Below are 22,211 nucleotides of genomic sequence, written 5' to 3'. Positions count from 1 at the left end.
AGATTGTGATGGGTGAATCCCACACGCCACGGATCCCACTCGCGATGTCCTCGCCCAGCCTCAATCGCGGTGTCGGCTTCACCCACGCGCAGCGCCACGAGCTGGGCCTGACCGGGCGACTGCCGTCGGCGGTACTCACCCTGGACCAGCAGGCCGACCGCGTATGGCATCAATTGCAAAGCATGGCAACGGATCTGGGCCGCAATCTGCTGCTCGAGCAGCTGCACTACCGGCACGAAATCCTGTACTACAAGGTGCTCGCCGACCATCTGCCCGAGCTGATGCCGGTGGTGTACACCCCCACCGTCGGCGAGGCCATCCAGCGATTCTCCGACGAATACCGCGGCCAGCGCGGGCTGTTTCTCAGCATCGACGAGCCCGACGACATCGAGGCGGCGTTCGAGACGTTCGGACTGGGCCCCGACGACGTCGACCTGATCGTGTGCACCGACGCCGAGGCGATCCTGGGGATCGGCGACTGGGGCGTGGGCGGCATCCAGATCGCCGTGGGCAAGCTCGCGCTGTACACCGCGGGCGGCGGCATCAACCCGTGCCGCTGCATCGCGGTATCGCTGGATGTCGGCACCAACAACGAACAGCTGCTGCAGGACCCGTTCTATCTGGGCAACCGGCACGCCCGGCGCCGCGGCGACCAGTACGACGGCTTCATCCGGCGCTACATCGAAGTCGCGCATGAGCTATTTCCGCGCGCGATCCTGCATTTCGAGGACTTCGGGCCGCTGAACGCGCGCCGGATTCTGCAGACCTACGGCGACGACTACTGCGTGTTCAACGACGACGTGCAGGGCACCGGCGCGGTCGTGGTGGCCGCCGTCAACGGCGGGCTGCGGATCACCGGCGCCCCGCTGCGCGATCAGGTGACGATCGTCTTCGGGGCGGGGACCGCCGGGATCGGGGTGGCCGACCAGATCCGCGACGCCATGGTCGACGACGGGGCCACCGTCGAGCAGGCCACCTCGCAGATCTGGGCGATCGACAGGCAGGGGCTGCTGTTCGACGACATGGACGACCTGCGTGACTTCCAGGTGCCGTACGCGAAGAACCGCCAGCAGTTGGGCATCAAGGCCGGCGAGCGCGTCGAACTCATCGACGCGGTCAAGCTGGCCTCACCCACCGCGCTGCTTGGCTGCTCGGCGGTGTTCGGCGCGTTCACCCGCGAGGTCGTCGAGGCGATGACCGCCTCGTGCGAGCACCCGATGATCTTCCCGCTGTCCAACCCGACGTCGCGGATGGAGGCCATGCCCGCCGACCTGCTGCAGTGGTCGCGCGGCAAGGCGCTGATCGCTACCGGCACCCCAACGGCCCCGGTGGATTACGACGGCGTCACCTACACCATCGGCCAGTCGAACAACGTGCTGGTGTTCCCCGGGCTGGGACTGGGCATCATCGTGGCCGGCGCCCGGCTGTTGACGGCGGGCATGCTGCACGCCGCCGCGAAGGCCGTTGCGCAACAGGCTAATCCGACGCGGCCCGGTGACCCGCTGCTGCCCGACGTGCAGAACCTGTACGCGGTTTCCAAGGCGGTCGCCGAGGCCGTCTATCACGCCGCGGTGGCCGACGGTGTCGCCACCGCGCACCACGACGACGTCAGGCAGGCCGTCGCCGCCGCGAAATGGGCTCCGGCCTACGACTAGCCGTCAGCGCACCGGCGGGGCGGGCTGCCCGTATACGGCCACCACCACGGTGCGGTCCAGGGCGTTGTCCGACCACACCCCGATGGCGGTGTTGGCGCAGTCGCGGATGATCGCCATCGCGTCGGGGTTGTAGTACCACTGGTTGACCAGTTCCAGGCTGCTGATCGCGATGGCCGGGTTGATCGCGACGGTCTCGGTGGCCCTGCCGCGGAAGCCGGCGGCGTTGGCGCGGTCTTGCGGGCTGGACCCGTCGGAACCCGTGTCGTCGTTGATGTTCCGGTTGTTCATCATGTCCTCGGCGTGCCATTCGGCGGCCAGTGTCAGCGCATTATTCCTGATGACATCGTTCGTGCAGCCGGCCTGATGCTGCAGCGTGTAGACGGCCGAGACGACCGCGCTGTTGAGCCGCTTGTTGTCGGCATGCGCGACCGGCGCCGCCAATGCCGCCGCGAGCGGGGCGATCACGGCCACGGGCAGCAACCGGGCGATCGTCTGGCCACCCACGATCACACCGGGTCGAAGTGCGAAACCAGCCATCGGCCGTCGACCTTGTCCAGCGTCACCCGAATGACGGGCTGCGTGTCGGTGGGCGCCCCGTCGCCGATCGTCACGGTCTGGTTGACGTACAGCAGGACCACGGCATGATTGTCGGTCGCCGAAACCGGCGCCGCCGCACTCACTTTGGCCGCCGCCGAGATGCGCTTTTCCTTGGCGCCCGGGATCACGACTTCGCGGATCAGCGAGGTGTAGGCATCCTTGAATTCGCCGGTCAGCCGATCGCGCGCGGCGTTGAGTTCCTTGTCGGCCGAATCCGCCTTGTACGACAACAAGGCCGTCACGTCCTCGCTGGCAACCCGCGTCGACTCGGCGCGTGCCACGGCCAGATCGTGGGATGAGTCATTGACCCACTTGAAGTAGCCGGCCGCCACGGCCAGCAGCAGCGCCAGCCCCGGCAATATCCCGTAGGCAAGAACGCGTGACCACGCGATGCGCCGTCGCTGCGGGGTGGTGTCGGTCTGGTCGGCTTCCGCTTCGACTTCGGCTTCGACGGTGACCGTTTCCTCGTCGGTGGCCGCGGCCTCGATGTCTTCCTTCAGCGTCGTCATGGCACGAACACCACGTTCGACACCTTGGCGTCATCGCCGACGGCCTGGACCTCGATGCGCATCCGCCATTCCCGCGGCGCCTCTTCGCCGCCCGCCGTCCGGGACTTCACCGCGACCGCCACCAGCACCTGGGCGGAGTCGCCGCGCTGCGATTCCAGGCCGGCATCGGTAACCGTGCCTTCCGATTTCGATTGTGCCGCCTTGACCACCTCGATGAACGGCTTGGACCGCTGCTGGAAATCGTCACGGAAGGCTCCGGTGGCCAGGTCGATGATGCGCTGCACGTCGGTATCGACCTCGGTGTAGTTGATCGTCGTCAGGTTCACCGCGCCTTGCCGAGCGACCTGAATGAACAGGTTGCGGTGCGTCTGGGCCTGATGCGTCTGGTAGGCGTGGTAGCCGAGCCAGCCCGTCAATCCGGCCAGCGTCGCGACGATTACGCCGCTGGCGACCAGTGCCGAGGCGGTGCGAGAGAGCCGCCGGCGCGTGAGGCGGTGCCGCCAGCCGGTGGGTTCGCTGGCCGTCTCGTCGGCATCGTCGAAATCGGCGACTTCATCGACTGCCGTTGCCCCTGCGGGCTTTTCGTTGATTTCAGGCTCGTCGGCCATGTTGTTCCCTCGAATCCTTACGACGGTGGGATAAGTAGTGATTGCCAGTTCCTGGCGCGCGGATGCGCCAGATCGGCCTCGGTGTAGCGACGCCCGTCGGGCCCGACGTAGTCGCCGGTGGCCGGGTCGTATGTCGCGACGGCGAGCGGCGGTGGCGACGGCGCTGGGGCCGTTCCGCGCGGCGGTGGCAGCCGCGGGTCCTGCCCTGGCGGGTACAGCGGGACGCCCTGGCCAGTGGTGGTGGCGTTCGGGTCGCCCTTCCAGTTGTAGCCGTCGTTGAGCGGCACGTAGTCTTCGTCGCTCTCGCACATCTCGATGGTGGGCGCGCGTTTGTCCGGCTTGGCCTCACACGGAATGTTGCGTACCCCACGCACATTGAACTCCGAATCCTGCGGCACCCGGCAGAACAGGTCGGCCGCCGGGCGATCGGGGAGCACGCCATTGAGCTGGTCGAGCGCCGGCTTCAGGGTCTTGCGGTTGTCGTCGACCAGTCCCGAAACCTGGCGCGACACCGCGGTGATGTTGTTCATCAGTGCGTCGATCGAGTCCCGTTCGTCCAGCAGCGCCGCGAGCAGCGCGTTGGAATTCGCGACCAGCCCGGCGATCTGTTGGCTGCGGTGTCCCAGCACGGCGGAGACCTTGTTGGCATTCCCGAGCAGGCTGCGCAGTTGTGCGTCGCGGCCGTTGAGGGTGTCCGAGAAGCGGGCCACACCCTGTAGCGCGGGCTTGAGATCGGCCGGGGTTTCCTTGATGGTTTCGGCCAACGTCGTGAGCGCCGAAGACAATTGGGCGGTATCCAGCCCGCTGATCGTGGTCGTCAGATCTCCCAGCGCGTCCGGCAGCTCATAGGGCGACGTGGTGCGCTCCAGCGGGATGCTGCCCTTCAGTCTTCCGTCGCCGCGCGAGGTGAGCTCGAGCATCTTGCTGCCCAGGATCGTCTCGGTCTTGATCGCCGCTTCGGTCCGGTCGCCCAGCTCGATGCCCTTGCGGACGGTGAAGCCGATCCTGACCTTGGTGCCCTCCAGGCGGATATCCGAGACGCGGCCGACGCCCAGGCCCGAAACCCGAACCGTGCTACCGATTTTGATGCCGCCGGCCTCGGCGAAGTAGGCCGAGTAGTCGTTGGTGTTCTTGACGAACGGCAGCCGGTTGTACTGGAACGCGGCGAGCACCACGCAGGTCACCAGGACGGTGCCGACCACTCCCACCAGGAACGGGTTCTGTCGATTGAGTGGCTTGATGTTGAGTCGTTTCATTGCGGGGTGCACCGCCCGCTGGGCTGGCCTATGAGCTTGACGAAGATCGGGTTGCCCCCCTTGCCGTTCAGCTTGAGCAGCACCTCGCAGAAATAGAAGCCGAAGTAGTCGCCATTCATGCCCTGCCGGGCCAGCACCTGGTAGATGTCGGGCAGGTCCTTGAGCAGTTTGTCGACGTAGTCGCGGTCGGACATGATTTGCGCCGACATCCGGTCCGTCTGGTGCACAACGTCTTTGATCGGCTGGCGGGCCTGGACCAGCAGATCGGTGACTGAGCCGGTGGCCGCGTTGATGTAGGCCAACCCGGTGGAGATGTCGTTCTTGCGTTGCGCCAGGCCGTCCACGAGCTGGGACAGCTTGTCCAAGCCGTCGGAGAACTCGTGATCGCGGGTGGCGAAGGTGTGCAGCACGGTGTTCAGGTTCGTGATCAGCTCGCCGATCAGCTCGCTGCGCCCGGCCAGGGTCGAGGTCAGCATCGACGTCTGCGAGAGCACCGACGCCAGGGTGCCGCCTTGTCCCTGAAAGATTTTCAGCAGTTGGCCCGACAGCGCGTTGACCTGATCGGGGTCCAGCGCCCGGAACAACGGGCGGAAGCCGCCGATCAGCGCGTCGATGTCCAGCGCGGGCGACGTCCGCGCCAGCGGAATGGTCGAGCCCGGCGGCAGCCGGCCCGGTGGCCAGGGCGCGTCTTCGAGCGCGAGATAGCGGTCGCCGATCAGGTTCTCGTAGCGCACGACCGCCTTGGTGCCCGGGGTGAGCCGGACCCCCTTGTCCACCGCGAAGCCGACGGTCACGGTGCCGTCGCGATGCAGGTTGAGGTCGCCCACCTTGCCGACCTCGACGCCGGCGATGCGGACGAAGTTGCCGGACTTCAAACCGGAGACGTTCGTGAACACCGCCTGGTAGCCGGTGCGATCGTCGAAGCGCAGCTGCCCGAAGACCGCGATGAGCGTGAACGTGAACACCAGGCAGACCGCGGTGAACAGCGCCACGCGAACCACGGTGGACCGGGAGCCGGGCCGCTTGCCGTTACTCACGATGGCGGTACTCCCCCGCGGTAGTTGTAGCGCGGGGCTTCGGGCGGGTTCTTGGTGGTCGGGAAGTAGTTGGCCCACCACGGATTACCGACCCACGGGGTGGTGCGGATCTCGTCGGGAGCCGCGCCCCAGCCGGTGTCGGTGACGAGCGCTTTCACCGGGAAGTTCGCACTTGGGTCGGGCAGCGAGCCACAACTGGGCTTGCCACCGGGACCGCCGGTCGCGTTGACCTTGGGCAGGTGCCTCGGGTACCGATACGGGTCGTCGCCGAACAGCAGGGCCGCGTCCAGGATCACCGAATACCCGTTGCCGCCCAACGCGTCTCGACCACCGTGGTCGACATACCATTGCGCACCCTGGAACAGGCAGGTGAACGTCGGCGAGTATTTGTTGAGCAGCGCGGTGGTCGGATCCAGCAGATTGAACGACCGCACGATGTTGGATTCGTTTCTGCCGATGAGGTTGATGCCGGTCTGACTGAAGCCCACCGTGGACAGCAGCAGCGAATCCAGTGACCGCTGATCGTCGGTGAGGGTCGTGCTCGTCGTCGCCGCCGAGTCCAGGATCGACAGGATGTCCTGTGCCGCGTCTGAATAGATGGCGGTCGTCCTGCCGAACAATCGCCAGTTCTTGTCGATCGTGTCCATGCGCGGGTTGACGGTCGACAGCACGGTGTTCGCGTCGGTGATCGCCTGCCCGATCCGCTCGCCCTTGCCGCGCACGGATTGGGCGAAGGCGGACAGGATCGCGTTCAGCTTCGCGGGGTCGACGGCCGCAACCACGGATTGCAGGTTCTCGAAGACCGTGTTGACCTCGACGGTGACGTTGCGGGAGTGCAGCACCGCTCCGGGCTTGAGCGCGGCCGCGCTGGGATGCTCGGGGACGATCAGGTCGACGTACTTCGACCCGAACGCCGTGGTCGACTTGATTTCCGCCTCGAGATTGCCCGGTAGATATTTGAACGGGCCGGGATCCATCTTCAGCTGCAGCTGAGCCGCTTTCACGTCGGTGCCGATGGACGCGACCTGGCCGACCTGCACGCCGCGCAGCTTCACCTTGGCGCCGGGCTCCATCACCAGTCCGGCGCGATCCGATACCAGGGTCAGCGGGACGGAGGGAGTGAAGCTGCCGGTGAAGGCGCCTGCGGTGAGCGCGATGATGCCCGCGACCAGAATGAACAGCGTCGGCGCCCACCAGATGGGGTCGATCCTGCTGTCGCGGCTTCGATTTCGCCTGAGCGCGCCGCTGCCTCGGTGGTTGCTCATCGACTAACCCGACAGGTTGAAGTTGCCGGACTGCCCGTAGACGGACAGCGAAATCATCAGGGCGGTAAAGGCCGTGACGATCATCGACGACCGCACCGAGCGTCCGACCGCTTCCCCCACCCCCGCCGGGCCACCCGTCGCGGTGAAGCCGTAGTAGGTGTGCACCACCATCACACCCGTCGCCATCACGAGCACGGCCAGGAACGACCACAGTAGGTCCGTGGGGCGCAGGAACGTGGAGAAGTAGTGCTCGTACACGCCGCGCGACTGCCCGTAGATGTACAGCGTGCCGAATTTCGAGGCGAAGAACGACATCAGCACGGCGACGGCATACAGCGGGATGACGACCAGTACGCCGGCGATGATCCGGGTGGACGCGAGGTAGGTGATCGAGCGGATCCCCATGACTTCGAGCGCGTCGATCTCCTCGTTGATGCGCATCGCGCCCAGCTGCGCGGTGGCGCCCGCACCGATCGTGGCGGCCAGCGCCACCCCGGCCGTGCAGGGCGCGATCATCCGGACGTTGAAGAACGCCGACAGAAACCCGGTCAGCGCCTCGACGCCGACGTTGGACAGGGTGTCGTAACCCTGCACCGCGACCAGGGCGCCCGTCGTCAGGGTCAGGAAGCCGATGATGCCCACGGTCCCACCGATCACCGCCAGCGCGCCGGTGCCCATCCCCATGTCGGCGATCAGCCGCAGCAGTTCCCCCGGGTAGCGGCGCACCGCGTCGCCGGTGGCGGCCAACGACCGTCCGTAGAACGCGGTCTGTTCGCCCAGCCTTCGGGTGGCCTCCACCAGCCGCGGGCCGGCGGTGACCAGCCAGCCGGGAGTGCTTGCGACATCCGTCATTTCGCGGTCACCTTCACCCCGAGCGCGGTGATCACGATGTTGATGAAGAACAACGCCATGAAGGAGAACACCACGGTCTCGTTCACCGCGTTTCCGACGCCGGTGGGACCGCCGCCCACCGACAAGCCCTTGTAGCAGGCGATCAACCCGGCGGACAGCCCGAACAGTGTCGCCTTGATCAGCGAGATCACCACCTGGGGCAACCCGGTCAGCAGCGTCATACCGGCGATGAACGCACCGGGGGTGACGTGCTGAACGAAGACCACGAAGATGTAGCTGCCGACCAATCCGGTCACCGCGACCACCGAGTAGAGCAGCAGCGCGACGAAGGTGGCGGCGATGATGCGCGGGACCACAAGGGCCTGAATCGGATTGACCCCGATCACCTTCATCGCGTCGATTTCCTCGCGGATGGTGCGCGCGCCCAGGTCGGCGCACATGGCGGTCGAACCGGCACCGGCGACGGCCATCGCCGTGACGACCGGCCCCACCTGGGTCACCGACGCCAGCGCCGCCCCGGCGCCCGAGAGGTCACCGGCGCCGATCTCGACGAGCAAGATGTTCAGCACGAACACGATCAGCACGGTGTAGGGAATCGACAGCATGATCGTCGGGAAGATGGAAACCCGTGCGACGAACCAGATCTGCTCGAGCACCTCGCGCCACGCCCACGGGCCCCGGACGGTCGCGATCAACGCTTCGACGCTGAGCAGAAAAAACTCGCCCAGCGCGTTCATCGGCTTGGCGATGGCGGTGCCGTTCATCGGGTCGGCCCTGACCGTACTCGGTTCGTCCGGCTCAAGCGGTCCCCCAATTTCGTCACACGTTTCATTCGTTCGTAACTCGCCAACCGATATAGGTCAGCGTTGTTTACCTGCGGACCGCGTGGTGAAGTTTGCACACATAGAACATCGCAGCAATTTACGGCCAAAAGGATGCCCGGCGTCAGGGTTGCGATCACCCAGAAGAAATGTGGCCAGAAATAGCGAGAACTCGGCCGACGTTTGCGTGACTTCCGCGCCATTTGGTGGCCGTTGACCTGCGCGGACTTAAAACGTCGACCCCGACGCGGCCGGCCGGAGGACCGCCGCATTCAGACCGAGGAGCGCTATCGGGGCGGGGCCCGAAGGCGCCGGGGCCACGCTTGCGGCAAATTCCCACAAGGCCCGTGAATCGCGGCCGTCAGGGCGCGCGAAAACACCAATTCAAGGCGTGCGTCGTGCGATTTTCGTTGAGCGCCCACGCGACCGTCCCGTTCGGCAATTGCGTCGAACGTCACAGTTCTTCAGAGCAGGCACCCCAGGCAAGCGTTGCGCTCAGGGCGAGCGTAAACACCTTGTCGCAGAAGCACTCCCCGGGTGCCGTCAGCCGACTCCCGCGCCGCCCTCGGCAATCCGGCGCACCGCCCGCAGGAACACGTCGATCTCGTCGAATGTGTTGTAGAACGCGAACGAGGGACGGACGGTCGCCTCCAGGCCGTAACGCCGCAAAATCGGTTGCGCGCAATGGTGTCCGGCGCGCACCGCGATGCCTTCGGCGTTGAGGGCCTTGCCCACCTCGAGCGGCTCGTGGCCGGCCAGCACGAAGGACAGCACGCTGGCCTTCTCCTCCGCGGTGCCGACCAGGCGGACGCCGGGGATGTCGGCCAATCGCGGCGTCGCGTACTCCAGCAGCCTGTGCTCGTAGGCCGAAATGCGTTCGATGCCAACCCGTTCGACGTAACGCAGCGCCTCGCCCAGCCCGACGGCATCGGCGATGTTGCCGGTGCCGGCCTCGAACTTGTTGGGCAGTCCCTGGTACAGCGACCGTTCCAGCGTGACGTCGGCGATCATGTTGCCGCCACCCTGCCACGGCGGGGTTTCGGCCAGCGCCTCTTCGGATCCGTACAGGACCCCGATTCCGGTGGGGCCGTAGATCTTGTGGCCGGAGAACACGAAGAAGTCGACGCCGAGTTCGGCGACATCGATCGGCAGGTGCGGAATCGACTGTGCCCCATCGATCAGCACGCGCGCGCCGTAGCGGTGGCCCAACTGGACGATCTTCTCCACCGGCGTCACCGTGCCCAGCGCGTTCGACACCTGGGTCGCGGCCACCAGTTTCGTCTTGGGGCCCAGCAGGTCCTCGAAGTCCGGGAGCAGCAGGTTGCCCGCTTCGTCAACCGGGGCGACCTTCAGTACTGCGCCGGTGCGTTGCGAAAGCAGTTGCCAGGGAACGATATTGGCGTGGTGCTCCAGGTGCGTGATGACGATCTCGTCGCCGGGTCCCAGGTGCTTGCCGCCCCACGCGTAGGCCACCAGGTTGATGGCCTCGGTGGTGCCGCGCACGAAGATGTTCTGCTCCGCCTTCTCGGCGCCGATGAACCGCCGCACGGCCTCGCGGGCCTCTTCGTAGGCATCGGTCGCCCGCGCCGCCAGCTCGTGCGCCGCCCGGTGGATGTTGGAGTTCTCGTGCGCGTAGAAGTACGAGATCCGGTCGATCACCGACTGCGGCTTCTGCGTGGTCGCCGCGTTGTCGAACCAGATCAGCGGCTTTCCGTTGACCGTCTCGGCAAGGATCGGGAAGTCCTCACGTATCGCGTTGACGTCGAACACCTCGTGATCGTCGGGCAACTGCGGCACCGGATCCGACGCGGTCAGGAAGTGATAGTCGGCCTCGTCGCCGGCGGGCGCCTCCGACGGAACCGGCCTGACCCAACCGATGTCGGGCACCGGCGGCGCTTCGGGCAGCCACCCGATTCCCGAGTACGGCGCAGCACCTCGCGGCGCCACCGGAGCCGTCGGCCTGCCGGGGCTCGAGGCCCCGGCCAGCACGCCGGGCACCGTCGAGACGAGGCCATCGCTGGGAACCGCGAACGCGCTGAGGTCAGCGGGCGGCACGTACGGGTCGCCTGCGCTGCCGACGGCCTGGGCCGCCGAGGGCGCCGCCGTCGTGTCCGGCGCGCTGCCGCGCGGGGCGACCGGAACCGCCTGGGGCGGGAGTTCCGGGCCCGGCGACGTCGGAGCCGGTACGTAGGTGTCGGTGACACCGAGGAGCGGGACCGCGGGCGAGTACGGATCGCTGCTGCCCGCCGCGGTCTGCCCGGCCGAGGTGACCGCCGTCGTATCCGGCACGCTGCCGCGCGGGGCCACCGGCGCCGCCTGCGGCGGGCTGTCGGGTCCCGGCCGGATACTGGCCGCGTACAGCTGGCTGGCCAGCGCCGCGAGTTCCGCGGCACCCAGCGGCAGCTCGCCCTCGGCGTCTACCGACCGGTACTCACTTGTACTCATGGAACTGGTCCACAGCAACGCCGTCGAGCACGGCGAGCGCGTCGTCGGTGAGGACGGCCAGGGACGTGTACAGCGTGACCAGGTAGCGGGCGATCGCCTGCTGGTTGATGCCGGTGAACCGCACCGACAGGCCCGGCGCCTGCTCCCCGACCAGGCCCGGCTGGAACAGCCCGACCACGCCCTGGCGCTCCTCACCCGTGCGCACCAGGATGAACTTGGTCTTGCCCTTCTCCAGCGGCACCTTGTCCGACGGGATCAGCGGAATGCCGCGCCAGGTGATGAACTGCGCGCCGAACAGGCTCACGACCGGCGGCGGCACACCGCGGTAGGTCGCCTCGCGCCCGAACGCGGCGATGCCCTGGGGGTGAGTCAAAAAGAAGCTCGGCGTCTTCCACACCCGGGTGATCAGCGCGTCGAGGTCGTCGGGCGTCGGCGCGCCACCGAGCGTCTGGATCGTCTGCTCGGGGGTGGCCTGCGCCAGCAACCCGTACTCGGGGCTGTTGACCAGCTCGAACTCCTGGCGCTCCTTGATGGTCTCGATGGTCAGCCGCAGCTGCTGGGTGACCTGGTCATGCGGGCTGGAGTACAGGTCGGACACCCGGGTGTGGATGTCCAGCAGCGTCGAGATCGTCCGCAGCGTGTACTCGCGCGGATTGGTCTCGTAGTCGACGAAGGTCTCCGACAGCGGCGCGTCGAGCGCCGCGCCCTCCTGCGCGGTCACGGCAACCCGATCGGGGTTGACCACACGGTTCACCCGGTAAATACCGGCCTCCACCGGTACCCAGCTGAGCAGGTGCAGGAGAAAGCGCGGCGTAATCGTCGAGAGCTGCGGAACCGTCTTGGTCGCGTTTGCGAGCTGCCTGGCACCGAGATCGCCAAGTGCCTGAGACTCGTTTTGAGCCGACGTCATCGTGGTCCTTCCTGCTGGGCCTAGTACTGCGATGGAGCCGGGCCACACGATGCCTGCCCGACGATTGAGCGCGTCCGGGCGCTGAGCCTAAGCAAGTGTATGGCCGCAGGAACAGATTTACAGCGGGGCTGAGTCAAACTGCCGTATTACGCGAATGCCCTATAGTGGGGCTATGCATCAGGCCGTAACGCTGCGCTTTGTTCCTTCGCGCTGCCTCGTGGTGACCTGTTGTTGTTGCTGTTGTCGTTGATTTCCTGACGCTCCGCTGTAGAAATCTCCGCGCTAATCCCTGGGCGGTTTTAGACCGCCAGCCCGCTTGGGTGGGTCCTCTCGGCGCGCTACCTCTTTCGGGAAGATCAATCACCTATGACCGTTTTGTCCTTGCCGCACCGCGCCCTGGCGCGGGTGGCGACCCAGCAACGCACGCAGGTCCGGCCGGCGACCGAGCTCAGCCGCATGACGCGCTATCGCGGCGGGACCTACTCCCACACGGTGGACAGGGTCGTGTTCAGCGACGGCACCACCGCGCGCACCGACCTGATCCGGCTGCACCCCAACGTGCACGCGTATTCGCTGGACTTCACCGGCATCGCGCCACACGTTCCGTCGCAGTACCAGCCGGGAACCTGGTCCGCGCTGCCCCACCTGTGCAACCGGGGCGGCGAAGCCGAAGTCGACTGGATCCTGCGCAACTCCTTTCCGTTGCTCACCCCGGCCGAGTTGAGCCGACAGGTGCGCGCGGCCGGCTACCCGTTGGGGCGCGCCAACATCAACGAGCACGAGGCGATCGCCGCGACGCAGGCCGCGATCTGGTACCTCACCAACGGCCTGGACCTGGACACCCAGCCGCTCAACATCCCCGTCGCGGTGCGGCGGGGTCCCGGGCGGGTGATCACCTTCGAATTCGACGGCGAGCCCCAGCTCGGCGGCTACTCGCTGCGGACGAACTCGGACGCCGCCGTCGCCGTGCGCCTGCAGAAGTCGACCAATGCCGTTGACTGGCAAGATGTTTCGGGCTCACGACTCACCACCGACACCGAGAAGGGCCGCTACGAGCGGACACTGGGCGTGGGCAGCACGCTGTCGGCCAGCAGCCACGGCCAGCGCGGCCGCGGCTACCGCTACTACCGGCTGATCGCGGACGCGGGAACCAGCACATCGGCGATCGGTCATGTCGGCTTCTGGCTGACCGGATCTCGGCACTACCGCAACGCCGACCGCATCGTGCATCTCTACAACTACCTGCTGGCCGGCGCGCTCACGACATCCAGCGAGGCCGAGCAACCGGCGCTCGTCGCCAGCGGGGCCACCGCCGGCTCCGAACTCGTCGGCCCATTCCAGGTGCGAATCCCATTGACGCTCAACGCCGCCGACGGGCAGGCGCTGATCGACAGCGACGGATTCCCGCTCGAGGGAATAGTCCAACCGAATACGGACTTTTACCTACGTCCAAAACCGGGAACATCGATGACGACCCTGACCGCAACCGCACCACACAGTCTCACCGGTCGCGTGCTGACCGGAATGGCGTCAGAGGGCGAGTCACCACGCTTCACCCCCGTCGCACTAGCCTTGAATAGCGACGTTGCAATCCAGTTCGACATCAGATGGGATGGCGATTGTCACCCCGACATCGTTGGAGAGGCCAGATGAGCATCGCTGACAACATCACCCAACTGATCGGAAACACGCCGCTGGTGCGGCTGAACCGGATCACCGACGGCGCGGGCGCGCAGGTTGTCGCCAAGCTGGAGTCGTTCAACCCGGCGAACAGCGTGAAGGATCGTCTCGGGGTGGCCCTGATCGACGCGGCCGAAGAGGCGGGCCTGCTGACGCCGGACACCGTCATTCTCGAGCCGACCAGCGGGAACACCGGAATCGCGCTGGCGATGGTGGCCGCGGCGCGCGGCTACAAGCTGGTGCTGACGATGCCCGAAACGATGAGCGTCGAACGGCGGAAGGTGCTGCGCGCGTACGGCGCCGAAATCATCCTGACGCCGGGCCCCGAGGGCATGCCGGGCGCGATCGCCAAGGCCGAGGAGCTGGCCAAGACCGATCAGCGGTATTTCATCCCGCAGCAGTTCGAAAACCCGGCCAACGCGGCGATTCACCGCAAGACCACCGCCGAAGAGGTGTGGCGCGACACCGACGGCAACATCGACTTCTTCGTATCCGGCGTCGGCACCGGCGGCACCATCACCGGCGTCGCGCAGATCATCAAGGAACGCAAGCCCTCGGTCCAGTTCATCGCCGTCGAGCCGGCCGCGTCGCCGGTGTTGTCCGGCGGCCAGAAAGGGCCGCACCCGATCCAGGGCCTGGGCGCCGGGTTCGTCCCCGCGGTCCTCGACGTCGACCTGGTCGACGAGGTCATCACCGTCGGCAACGACGACTCGATCAACCTGGCCCGCCGGCTGGCCCGGGAAGAGGGACTGCTGGTCGGCATCTCGTCGGGCGCGGCCCTGGTGGCCGCCCTGCAGGTGGCGCGGCGGCCGGAGAACGCCGGCAAGCTCATCGTCGTCGTGCTGCCCGACTTCGGCGAGCGGTACCTGAGCACCCCACTGTTCGCGGACGTGGCCGATTAGCCATGTTCGCGGAGTTACGGCAGGACATCCGGGCGGCCAGGGAGCGCGACCCGGCTAACCCCACGACGCTGCAGGTGATCGTCGCCTACCCCGGCGTGCACGCCATCTGGGGGCATCGGATCAGCCACTGGCTGTGGAACCGCGGCGCCAAGCTCGCCGCGCGTGCCGTCGGTGAACTCGTCCGCATTCTGACCGGCGTCGAGATTCATCCCGGGGCGATCCTGGGCAGCGGACTGTTCATCGATCACGCCACCGGTGTGGTGATCGGCGAGACCGCCGAGGTGGGCGATGACGTGACGATCTTCCACGGTGTCACCCTCGGCGGCACCGGCCGCGACTTCGGCAAGCGCCACCCCACCATCGGCGATCGGGTGGTCATCGGCGCCGGAGCAAAGGTGCTCGGTCCCATCAAGATCGGCGACGACAGCCGCATCGGCGCCAATGCCGTTGTGGTCAAGGAAGTTCCATCGAGCGCCGTCGTCGTCGGTGTGCCCGGGCAGGTCATCAGCCGCGCGCGGCCCGACGGCCCGAACGACTCGCTGATGCCCGACCTCGTCGGCGTCAGCCTGCAGCAGCTGCTCACCCGGGTGGCCAAGCTGGAGGCGCAGAGCGACGACACCCAGCAGAACGGCCGTACCATCCGACCGCCGGAGGCCGGGGTGTGGAACGGCGAGGACTTCTCCATCTGAGGGACGCAAGCGGGTTTAAATCGCTTGTGATATAAGTCTTTTCCTTTCGCGCGATCGCCCTATAATGGGCTGATGCAACAGTTTTCAGTCGTTTCGCGCTGCCGCGCGCCGCACTGTTGTCGCTGAATTTCTGACGCCCGCTGGCGTCGCTCAATTCGCTTGCATTTCAAGCATTCTCGGATATTTATCGCCAACTCGCCATTCAGACAACCCAATTCGGAATCAGGAGATCAAACCATGACGGAAATCCTTGCCACCCAGGTGCAGGTCCACCCCGGACGCAAGCCCGACACCCGGGCGCTGGACAACGCGATCGGGATACTCGTCGGCTGGCGCCGGTACAACACCCATGCGGCCTTCCGGGAGCTGATCTCGGTCAGCGAGCGGCACCGGGTCCCCATCTTCGCCCTGGCCGGCGCGCTGGTCAGCCTGGCCGGCCGCGACGACGACATCAAGGGCGACATCGCCGCTCAGCTCGCCGCCGAGCGGGAATGGGGCCTGACGTACCTGCTGTAGGCCGGCAGCCAGAGCCCGCGATATCTAGCGTTGCTCCCCCGGGTGGACTCGAACCACCAACCCTTCGGTTAACAGCCGAATGCTCTGCCAATTGAGCTACAGGGGATTAACCTGGTCCGGCGCTCGTAGCGCGGATCGCTGGACGACTCTAGCGTACCGACATACCCACACCCAACTTGGCGGGCCAGCCCCGCGGCGGTTAGCCAGGCGGATCGGGAGCGCACGCACCTTGCCACGTGAGGCAGGATGGAGCCATCGATCCTCGGGAGGAACGCTTTGATCCGATATGTCGTTGTGCTCGGACTGGGCTACGTGCTGGGCTCGAAGGCCGGACGCCGCCGATACGAGCAGCTCGTCGGCACCTATCGCGCGCTCACCGGCAGTCCGGTGGCCAAGTCGATGATCGAGGGCGGACGGCGCAAGGTCGCCAACCGCATCTCGCCGGACGTCGGGTTTGTGACGGTGGCCGAGATCGACGAGCACACGGCCGTTGTCGAGCGGCCCGCCGACGTGACCCTCATACCGTCAGATCGTCGCCGCTAGCCTGCTCCAGCAGGCTGCGCCGGTATGCCTCCATGGCGACCAGGTCGCCGAACAGGGCGTGATACTCGTCGCTGTGGTCGATGGGTGACATGCGCTGCAGTTTGGACTTGACCTCGGCGATCTGCCGGCCCATCCACACCTCCTGCAGGCGGGCCAACACCCCGGAGATATAGCGGGGCAGCTTCTCGTCGTCGACGGCGATGGCCTCGACGCCCAGCTCGCTGACCAGGCTGCCGGTCAGGGCCGACTTGGCCTGCTGACGCACGGCGTCGAGCCACTGCGCGCCGCTGGTGCCCGTCGAGGTCCCGCCGGCCGCATCAAGGGCCGTGCGGACGGCCGCGTACCCGGGATGGGTGAAGCTGTCGACGGTCAGCGAATCGAACACCGGGCCCGCGAACGCGGGGTACTGCAACGCCGCCTTGAGCGCCTCGCGCTGCGGCCACAGCGTCGGGTCGCGCGGGTCCGGGCGCGCGGCGGCGGGTTCACTCGCGGCCGGTTCGGCGGGCTGCTGCGCGCCCCGCCGCGACGGGGTGGCCGCGCCCCGGGCGGCCGGCTTCGGGTTCTTGGCCGAGCTGCGCACCCGGTCGATGACCTGCGCGACGTCGTCCCAGCCGACCCAGCCGGCCAGCTGCCGCGCGTACTCGTCGCGCAGCGTGGAATCCTTGATCTGGCCCACCATCGGCACGCAGCGCCGCAGCGCGGCGACCCGGCCCTCCGCGTTGTCCAGGTCGAACTCGGCCAGCGCGGTGCGAATCGCGAACTCGAACAACGGAGTTCGCCGGGCCACCAGATCCCGCAGCGCGCCGTCGCCGGACTTCAGCCGCAGATCGCAGGGGTCCATGCCGTCGGGGGCCACCGCGACAAACGACTGCCCCGCCAGGTTCTGCTCGCCGCCGAACGCCTTGAGCGCCGCGGCACGACCTGCCGCGTCGCCGTCGAACACGTAGATCAACTCGCCGCGAAAGAAGCTGTCGTCCATCATTAATCGGCGCAGCATCCCGAGGTGTTCGTCACCGAAGGCGGTGCCGCAGGACGCGACGGCGGTGGTGACGCCGGACAGGTGCATCGCCATCACATCGGTGTAGCCCTCGACCACGACCGCCTGATGCCCCTTGGCGATATCCCGCTTGGCCAAGTCGATGCCGAACATCACCGACGACTTCTTGTACAGCACCGTCTCGGGGGTGTTGATGTATTTGGCTTCCATCGGGTCGTCGTCGAACAGCCGCCTGGCCCCGAACCCGATCACCTCGCCCGCCGACGTGCGGATGGGCCACAGCAGGCGCCGGTGGAAGCGATCCATCGGGCCGCGTCGTCCCTCCCGGGACAGGCCCGCGGCCTCCAGCTCCTTGAACTCGAAACCCTTGCGCAGCAAGTGTTTTGTCAACATTTCCCAGCCGGACGGCGCGAAGCCGCAGCCGAAGCGACGGGCGGCCTCGCCGTCGAAGTTCCGCTCGGTCAGATACTGCCGGGCCGGTGCGGCCTCGTCGGACTCCAGCGCCTGCGCGTAGAACTCCGCCGCGGCCGCATTGGCCGCAACCAGCCTGCTGCGACTGCCGCGGTCGCGCTGGACGTTGGTGGCCGCGGCGCCGGTGTAGGTGAGCGTGTGGCCGATCCGGTCGGCGAGCATCTCGACCGCTTCGACGAAGCTGACGTGTTCCATCTTCTGGATGAACGCATACACGTCACCGCCTTCGCCGCAGCCGAAGCAGTGGAAGTGGCCGTGGTTGGGACGGACGTGGAACGACGGCGACTTCTCGTTGTGGAAGGGGCACAGGCCCTTCAGCGAGTCCGCACCGGCGCGGCGCAGCTGCACGTAGTCGCCGACGACATCCTCGATGCGGGCGCGTTCACGGATGGCGGCGACATCACGATCGGAGATCCGGCCAGCCATCGGCTCAGTCTAGGACGCGGGTCGCGGGCGCGTGGCCGACCAGCTCAGCTGGCCGGGCCGATCACGCCGCAGGCGACGCGGTCCATCGCCGTGTCGGTGTCCTGCGCGCCGTGCAACATCAGGGCCGTCTTGTCCCCGGCCAGCAGGCCATCCCTGGTGAACGAGTCGGTGGTGGTGACCAGGTAGGCGGAGCCGTCCTGGCGGACCTCGAGTGAGGCCAGGTCACCGCTCTCCGGCTTTCCGGTGTGCCCGGGCGCCTGGTAATGGCCGCCCGCGGACAGGAAGTTCCCGGGCGGACCGCCGGTCGGGGCAACCGAGTTGGGCTCGCACTTGCCGATCTGGTGCACGTGCAGCCCGTGGATGCCCGGCGCCAGGATTCCGGTGGCGACCGTCTTCACGGTGACGGTGACGTAGCCGTTGGTGAAGTCGAAGGTGGCCGTGGCCACTTGCCGGCCGTCGGGCGCCTTCAGCTGCGCGGTCAGCGAGTCGCCGCTGGGCGACGGGCTGGAAGTCGCCGACGATTGCAGCGGCTCGTTATGGACCGGCGGGGTGGTGCCCGGTTGGCTACTGGCGTGCTGCGGCGAGCTGCAGGCGGCCATGGCCACGACGGGCAACGACAACAACAAAGCGGCGCTTCTCATGTCGGCAGCGTAACTCCGCGGTGCGCCCGCGAATACACCTACCGTCCCGCCTGCGCGTCGATGCGTTCCAGCCGGCCTTCGGTGTACGACGCGATCTGATCGACGATCACCCGTAACCGCGCGCCGTCGTCGGCGGCGGTGACGAACGCCGCGGCGAAGACGGGGTCGAGTGTCCCGGGCGCCCCGGACAGCAGCCAGTGCGCGACCTGGTGGATGCGTTCGCGCTGCCGGGCCTGCGTGTCCAGATGCCGCGGATCGGACATGATGAATTGCAGCGCAAGGATTTTCAGCAATGCGACCTCGGCGCGGACCAGGTCCGGCACCTGCAGGTCGGCCTGGTAGCGGACCAGCGGCCCGGAACCCGCCGTGGCGTGGGTGGTCGCGATCGCGGCCGTGGCGAACCGGCCGACCAGTTCGCTGGTCAACCGTTTGAGGGCCACCGACGCGGCCAGCGTGGCGTCGTACTTGCCGACCCCGGCGACGACGGGCAGCCCCGAGAGGCGGCGCGCGGCGGCCATGAAATCGTCGGCGCTGACGCGGGAGAACTCGCTTTCGCCGAGCTTGGCCAGCGCGGCCGCCTCGTCGTCGTCGGCCAGCACCCGCAGGTCGATGCGCTGGGAGACGACGCCGTCCTCGACGTCGTGCACCGAGTAGGCGATGTCGTCGGCCCAGTCCATCACCTGGGCCTCCAGGCACATCCGGTTTTCCGGCGCCTCTTGGCGAACCCACAGCGCCGGCTCGCGGTCCTCTTCATAGAAGCCGAACTTGCGCCGTCCCTCGACGCGCATCCACGGATATTTGGTGACCGCATCCAACGAGGCGCGGGTCAGGTTCAGGCCCGCGCTATTTCCTTGTTCGTCAAGGACTTTGGGCTCGAGGCTGGTGAGGATCCGGAAGTTCTGCGCGTTGCCTTCGAAGCCTCCGTGTTCGGCGGCGAGTTCGTTGAGCGCGCGTTCGCCGTTGTGGCCGTAGGGCGGGTGCCCGATGTCGTGGGCCAGACCCGCCAGCTCGACGAGGTCGAGGTCGCAGCCGAGCCCGACCGCCATGCCCCGCCCGATCTGCGCGACCTCCAGCGAGTGCGTCAGCCGGGTGCGTGGGGTGTCCCCTTCCCGGGGCCCGACCACCTGCGTCTTGTCGGCCAGCCGGCGCAACGCGGCGCTGTGCAGGACGCGGGCCCGGTCCCGGGCGAAGTCGGTGCGATGCTGACCGGCCGCCCCCGGCAGACCCGCCGTCTTCGGCGGCTCCTGCACCCGCCGTTGACGGTCGAAGTCGTCGTAGGGGTCTTGCTGGATCGTGGTCACCGACGCACAGTCTGCCAGGGAACGCGAGCAATCGACGCGCATGACCTCGGGGCTAAATTGACCTATGCGCATTGCCCGGCTGCTCGGCGTAATCCTGACGATGCTCACCACCGCGCTGCTGTCGGCACCGACGGCCGGCGCGCAGCCACCGTTTCGGCTGCCCGATCACATCACCGACAACGCGGGGGCGCTGTCGACGTCGGGGTACAACGAGGTGGCCGCGGCGATCGACAAGCTCTACAACGACCGCCACATTCGGCTGTGGGTGGTCTATGTCGACAACTTCTCCGGCCTGAGCGCGCTGAATTGGGCGCAGCAGACCATCCGCGCCAGCGATTTGGGTGACTACGATGCGCTGCTCGCGGTGAGCATCACCGGACGCGCCTACGCCTTCCTGGTGCCCAACGACGTCAGGGGCGTCACCGAAACTCAGGTCGACGATCTGCGGCACAACCGGATCGAGCCCGAACTGCGCGACGGCGACTGGAGCGGCGCGGCCGTGGCCGCGGCCAACGGGCTCGACGCGCAACGCGATTCGCTCGGGCGCGTGCTGATGCTGGCGCTGCTCGGCGCCGTCGTGGTGGCCCTGGTGATCTTCGTGCTTGTCATGCGGTATCGCCGCCGCCGACGGCGCGCCGCCGCGCTGGCCGCGGCCCGGCGGGTCGACCCGACGGACCCCACCGCGCTGGCCGCGGTGCCACTGGAGGCACTCGACGACCTCTCCCGCGCGTTGGTGGTGGAGGTCGACAACGCGGTGCGCACCAGCTCCAACGAGCTCACCGTGGCGATCGACGAATTCGGCGAGGAGCGCACCGCGCCCTTCACCGCCGCGGTGAACAACGCGAAAGCGGCGCTGTCCCAAGCGTTTACCGTCCGCCAGCAGCTTGACGACCAGACACCCGAGACGCCGGCGCAGCGCCGCGAGCTGCTTACCCGGGTGGTCGTGTCGGCGGGGCGCGCCGATCGCGAACTTGACTCGCAGGCCGAGGCGTTCGAACAGCTGCGGGACTTGGTGATCAATGCCCCGTCGCGGCTGGCGACACTGACCCAGCAGGTAGTCGAACTCACCGCGCGCATCGGGCCGGCCGAACAACGGCTGGCCGAGCTGCACCGTGAATTCGATCCCGCCGCACTGACTTCCGTGTCCGGCAACATCGCGACAGCCAAGGAGCGACTGGCGTTCGCGGACGGCAACATCGGCTCGGCCCGCGCCTTGGCCGAGCACGCCGTGAGCGGGCAGCAGACCCGGCTGGTCGATGCGGTCCGCGCGACGGAATCGGCGCTCGGTCAGACCCGGGCCCTGCTCGACGCGGTGGACAGCGCGGCCGACGACATCCGTCACGCGATCGACGCCCTGTCGTCCGTCGGGGCCGATATACAGGCGGGCATTGCGCGGGCGAACCAGCAGCTGCAGCACACCCAGTCGGCGCATCACAGTGAGCTGGCCGCCGCGCGCGACGCGGCGACCTCCGCCGTCGAGGCCGCCCGCGGTACCGGCTCCGCCGACCCGCTGGGCGCGTTTGCCCGGCTGAGCAAGGCCGACGCCGAACTCAATCGAATATTGGCCACGCTGGCCAAAGAACAGGCGGACGCCGAACGGCTGCAGCGCTCGCTGGAACAGGCGTTGTTCACCGCCGAGACGCGGGTGCGTGGCGTGTCGGAGTACATCGATACCCGGCGGGGCGGCATCGGCCCGGAGGCGCGGACCCGGCTCGCCGAAGCGCAGCGGCACCTGCAGGCCGCGCGGGACACGAAGACGGCCAGCCCGGCCGAGGCGATCGCGCACGCGAACGCGGCATCGGCGATGGCCGCCAACGCGCAATCGTTGGCCAACGCCGACGTGCAAGCGGCGCAGCGGGCCTATGCCGGGCGCGGCGGCAGCGACACCGGCGCGGTGCTCGGCGGGATCATCCTCGGCGATCTGCTCAGCGGAGGAATGCGGGGTGGATTCGGCGGATGGACCCCGGCGTCGTTCGGCGGCAGCTCGGGGTCGTCCGGCGGTGGCTTCATGGGTGGCGGCGGCCGGTTCTAGGGCGCTGCCTCGACACGCTTAGTAGACCGTCGGCCCTGATTCCCCCCCCAGGCCGACG

At 67.6% G+C, this 22,211-nt stretch carries 19 protein-coding genes, 1 tRNA gene and 1 pseudogene; 7 read left to right on the top strand and 14 right to left on the bottom strand.

Annotation, left to right across the window (positions count from 1 at the left end):
• Positions 1-8: 8 nt before the first annotated feature.
• Complete coding sequence (locus tag MRAB57_RS19220; protein WP_077088755.1) at positions 9-1,655, top strand: NAD-dependent malic enzyme; 1,647 nt, start codon at positions 9-11, stop codon at positions 1,653-1,655.
• Positions 1,656-1,658: 3 nt separating this feature from the next.
• Here the strand turns inward: MRAB57_RS19220 and MRAB57_RS19215 are convergent, their stop codons facing one another.
• The 10 genes from MRAB57_RS19215 to MRAB57_RS19165 all read right to left on the bottom strand — a co-directional run bounded on the left by MRAB57_RS19215 (position 1,659) and on the right by MRAB57_RS19165 (position 11,955).
• The gene (locus MRAB57_RS19215) at positions 1,659-2,192 is read right to left on the bottom strand and encodes a CAP domain-containing protein (protein WP_077088754.1); all 534 of its coding nucleotides are present in this window, start codon (positions 2,190-2,192) and stop codon (positions 1,659-1,661) included.
• A complete protein-coding gene (locus MRAB57_RS19210) occupies positions 2,162-2,761 on the bottom strand; it encodes a hypothetical protein (protein WP_108637965.1) in 600 nt (199 codons plus the stop codon). Before MRAB57_RS19210 ends, MRAB57_RS19215 begins: the two co-directional genes overlap by 31 nt.
• Positions 2,758-3,369, bottom strand: coding sequence for an Mce protein (locus tag MRAB57_RS19205; RefSeq protein WP_077088753.1), 612 nt, complete (start codon positions 3,367-3,369; stop codon positions 2,758-2,760). The genes MRAB57_RS19210 and MRAB57_RS19205 overlap by 4 nt, the downstream gene beginning before the upstream one ends.
• 17 nt (positions 3,370-3,386) lie before the next feature.
• Positions 3,387-4,625 carry an MCE family protein gene (locus tag MRAB57_RS19195; protein ID WP_425436762.1) on the bottom strand — a complete coding sequence of 413 codons (1,239 nt, stop codon included), beginning with the start codon at positions 4,623-4,625 and terminating at the stop codon, positions 3,387-3,389.
• Complete coding sequence (locus MRAB57_RS19190; protein WP_077088752.1) at positions 4,622-5,662, bottom strand: MCE family protein; 1,041 nt, start codon at positions 5,660-5,662, stop codon at positions 4,622-4,624. The genes MRAB57_RS19195 and MRAB57_RS19190 overlap by 4 nt, the downstream gene beginning before the upstream one ends.
• Complete coding sequence (locus MRAB57_RS19185; protein ID WP_077088751.1) at positions 5,659-6,927, bottom strand: MCE family protein; 1,269 nt, start codon at positions 6,925-6,927, stop codon at positions 5,659-5,661. The genes MRAB57_RS19190 and MRAB57_RS19185 overlap by 4 nt, the downstream gene beginning before the upstream one ends.
• Positions 6,928-6,930: 3 nt before the next feature.
• Positions 6,931-7,779, bottom strand: a complete 849-nt coding sequence (locus MRAB57_RS19180) for an ABC transporter permease (protein WP_077088750.1) — start codon at positions 7,777-7,779, stop codon at positions 6,931-6,933.
• On the bottom strand, positions 7,776-8,543 hold the full coding sequence (locus MRAB57_RS19175; RefSeq protein WP_077088749.1) for an MlaE family ABC transporter permease: 768 nt from the start codon (positions 8,541-8,543) through the stop codon (positions 7,776-7,778). Before MRAB57_RS19175 ends, MRAB57_RS19180 begins: the two co-directional genes overlap by 4 nt.
• A 600-nt stretch (positions 8,544-9,143) precedes the next feature.
• Positions 9,144-11,045 (bottom strand): family 2A encapsulin nanocompartment cargo protein cysteine desulfurase, encoded by a 1,902-nt coding sequence (locus tag MRAB57_RS19170; RefSeq protein WP_077088748.1) that lies wholly within the window; start codon positions 11,043-11,045, stop codon positions 9,144-9,146.
• A complete protein-coding gene (locus MRAB57_RS19165) occupies positions 11,032-11,955 on the bottom strand; it encodes a family 2A encapsulin nanocompartment shell protein (protein ID WP_077088747.1) in 924 nt (307 codons plus the stop codon). The genes MRAB57_RS19170 and MRAB57_RS19165 overlap by 14 nt, the downstream gene beginning before the upstream one ends.
• Positions 11,956-12,321: 366 nt before the next feature.
• Between MRAB57_RS19165 and MRAB57_RS19160 the strand changes: the two genes are divergently transcribed.
• The 4 genes from MRAB57_RS19160 to MRAB57_RS19145 all read left to right on the top strand — a co-directional run bounded on the left by MRAB57_RS19160 (position 12,322) and on the right by MRAB57_RS19145 (position 15,742).
• Positions 12,322-13,608 carry a thioester domain-containing protein gene (locus MRAB57_RS19160; RefSeq protein ID WP_077088746.1) on the top strand — a complete coding sequence of 429 codons (1,287 nt, stop codon included), beginning with the start codon at positions 12,322-12,324 and terminating at the stop codon, positions 13,606-13,608.
• A complete protein-coding gene (gene cysK / locus MRAB57_RS19155) occupies positions 13,605-14,537 on the top strand; it encodes a cysteine synthase A (protein WP_077088745.1) in 933 nt (310 codons plus the stop codon). The genes MRAB57_RS19160 and cysK overlap by 4 nt, the downstream gene beginning before the upstream one ends.
• Before the next feature lie 2 nt (positions 14,538-14,539).
• Positions 14,540-15,226 (top strand): serine O-acetyltransferase, encoded by a 687-nt coding sequence (cysE, locus tag MRAB57_RS19150; RefSeq protein ID WP_077088744.1) that lies wholly within the window; start codon positions 14,540-14,542, stop codon positions 15,224-15,226.
• A 237-nt stretch (positions 15,227-15,463) separates the two neighbouring features.
• Complete coding sequence (locus tag MRAB57_RS19145; protein WP_077088743.1) at positions 15,464-15,742, top strand: ANTAR domain-containing protein; 279 nt, start codon at positions 15,464-15,466, stop codon at positions 15,740-15,742.
• 33 nt (positions 15,743-15,775) lie between these two features.
• On the opposite strand, the gene MRAB57_RS19140 is transcribed toward MRAB57_RS19145, so the two are convergent.
• Positions 15,776-15,848: transfer RNA gene (locus MRAB57_RS19140), tRNA-Asn, on the bottom strand.
• A 170-nt stretch (positions 15,849-16,018) separates the two neighbouring features.
• Between MRAB57_RS19140 and MRAB57_RS19135 the strand changes: the two are divergent.
• Positions 16,019-16,272, top strand: a pseudogene (locus MRAB57_RS19135) (hypothetical protein); the annotation flags it as partial.
• On the opposite strand, the gene dnaG reads toward MRAB57_RS19135, so the two are convergent.
• From dnaG to MRAB57_RS19120, 3 genes are read right to left on the bottom strand one after another with little or no spacing between them, the layout of a single operon-like run.
• A complete protein-coding gene (dnaG, locus tag MRAB57_RS19130) occupies positions 16,260-18,179 on the bottom strand; it encodes a DNA primase (RefSeq protein WP_077088741.1) in 1,920 nt (639 codons plus the stop codon). The pseudogene MRAB57_RS19135 and the gene dnaG overlap by 13 nt on opposite strands.
• A 44-nt stretch (positions 18,180-18,223) precedes the next feature.
• Positions 18,224-18,820: a superoxide dismutase[Cu-Zn] gene (gene sodC / locus MRAB57_RS19125; protein ID WP_077088740.1), complete on the bottom strand. Its 597-nt coding sequence runs from the start codon at positions 18,818-18,820 to the stop codon at positions 18,224-18,226.
• A 38-nt stretch (positions 18,821-18,858) separates the two neighbouring features.
• Positions 18,859-20,163: a deoxyguanosinetriphosphate triphosphohydrolase gene (locus MRAB57_RS19120; RefSeq protein WP_425436761.1), complete on the bottom strand. Its 1,305-nt coding sequence runs from the start codon at positions 20,161-20,163 to the stop codon at positions 18,859-18,861.
• 22 nt (positions 20,164-20,185) lie between these two features.
• Here MRAB57_RS19120 and MRAB57_RS19115 point away from each other — a divergent pair, with 22 nt between their 5' ends.
• A complete protein-coding gene (locus tag MRAB57_RS19115) occupies positions 20,186-22,153 on the top strand; it encodes a TPM domain-containing protein (RefSeq protein WP_077088738.1) in 1,968 nt (655 codons plus the stop codon).
• Positions 22,154-22,211: the final 58 nt, after the last annotated feature.

It is taken from the genome of Mycobacterium rhizamassiliense, assembly GCF_900157375.1.
Taxonomy (GTDB): Bacteria; Actinomycetota; Actinomycetes; order Mycobacteriales; family Mycobacteriaceae; genus Mycobacterium; species Mycobacterium rhizamassiliense.
This window is presented reverse-complemented; position numbering and strand designations above follow the sequence as displayed.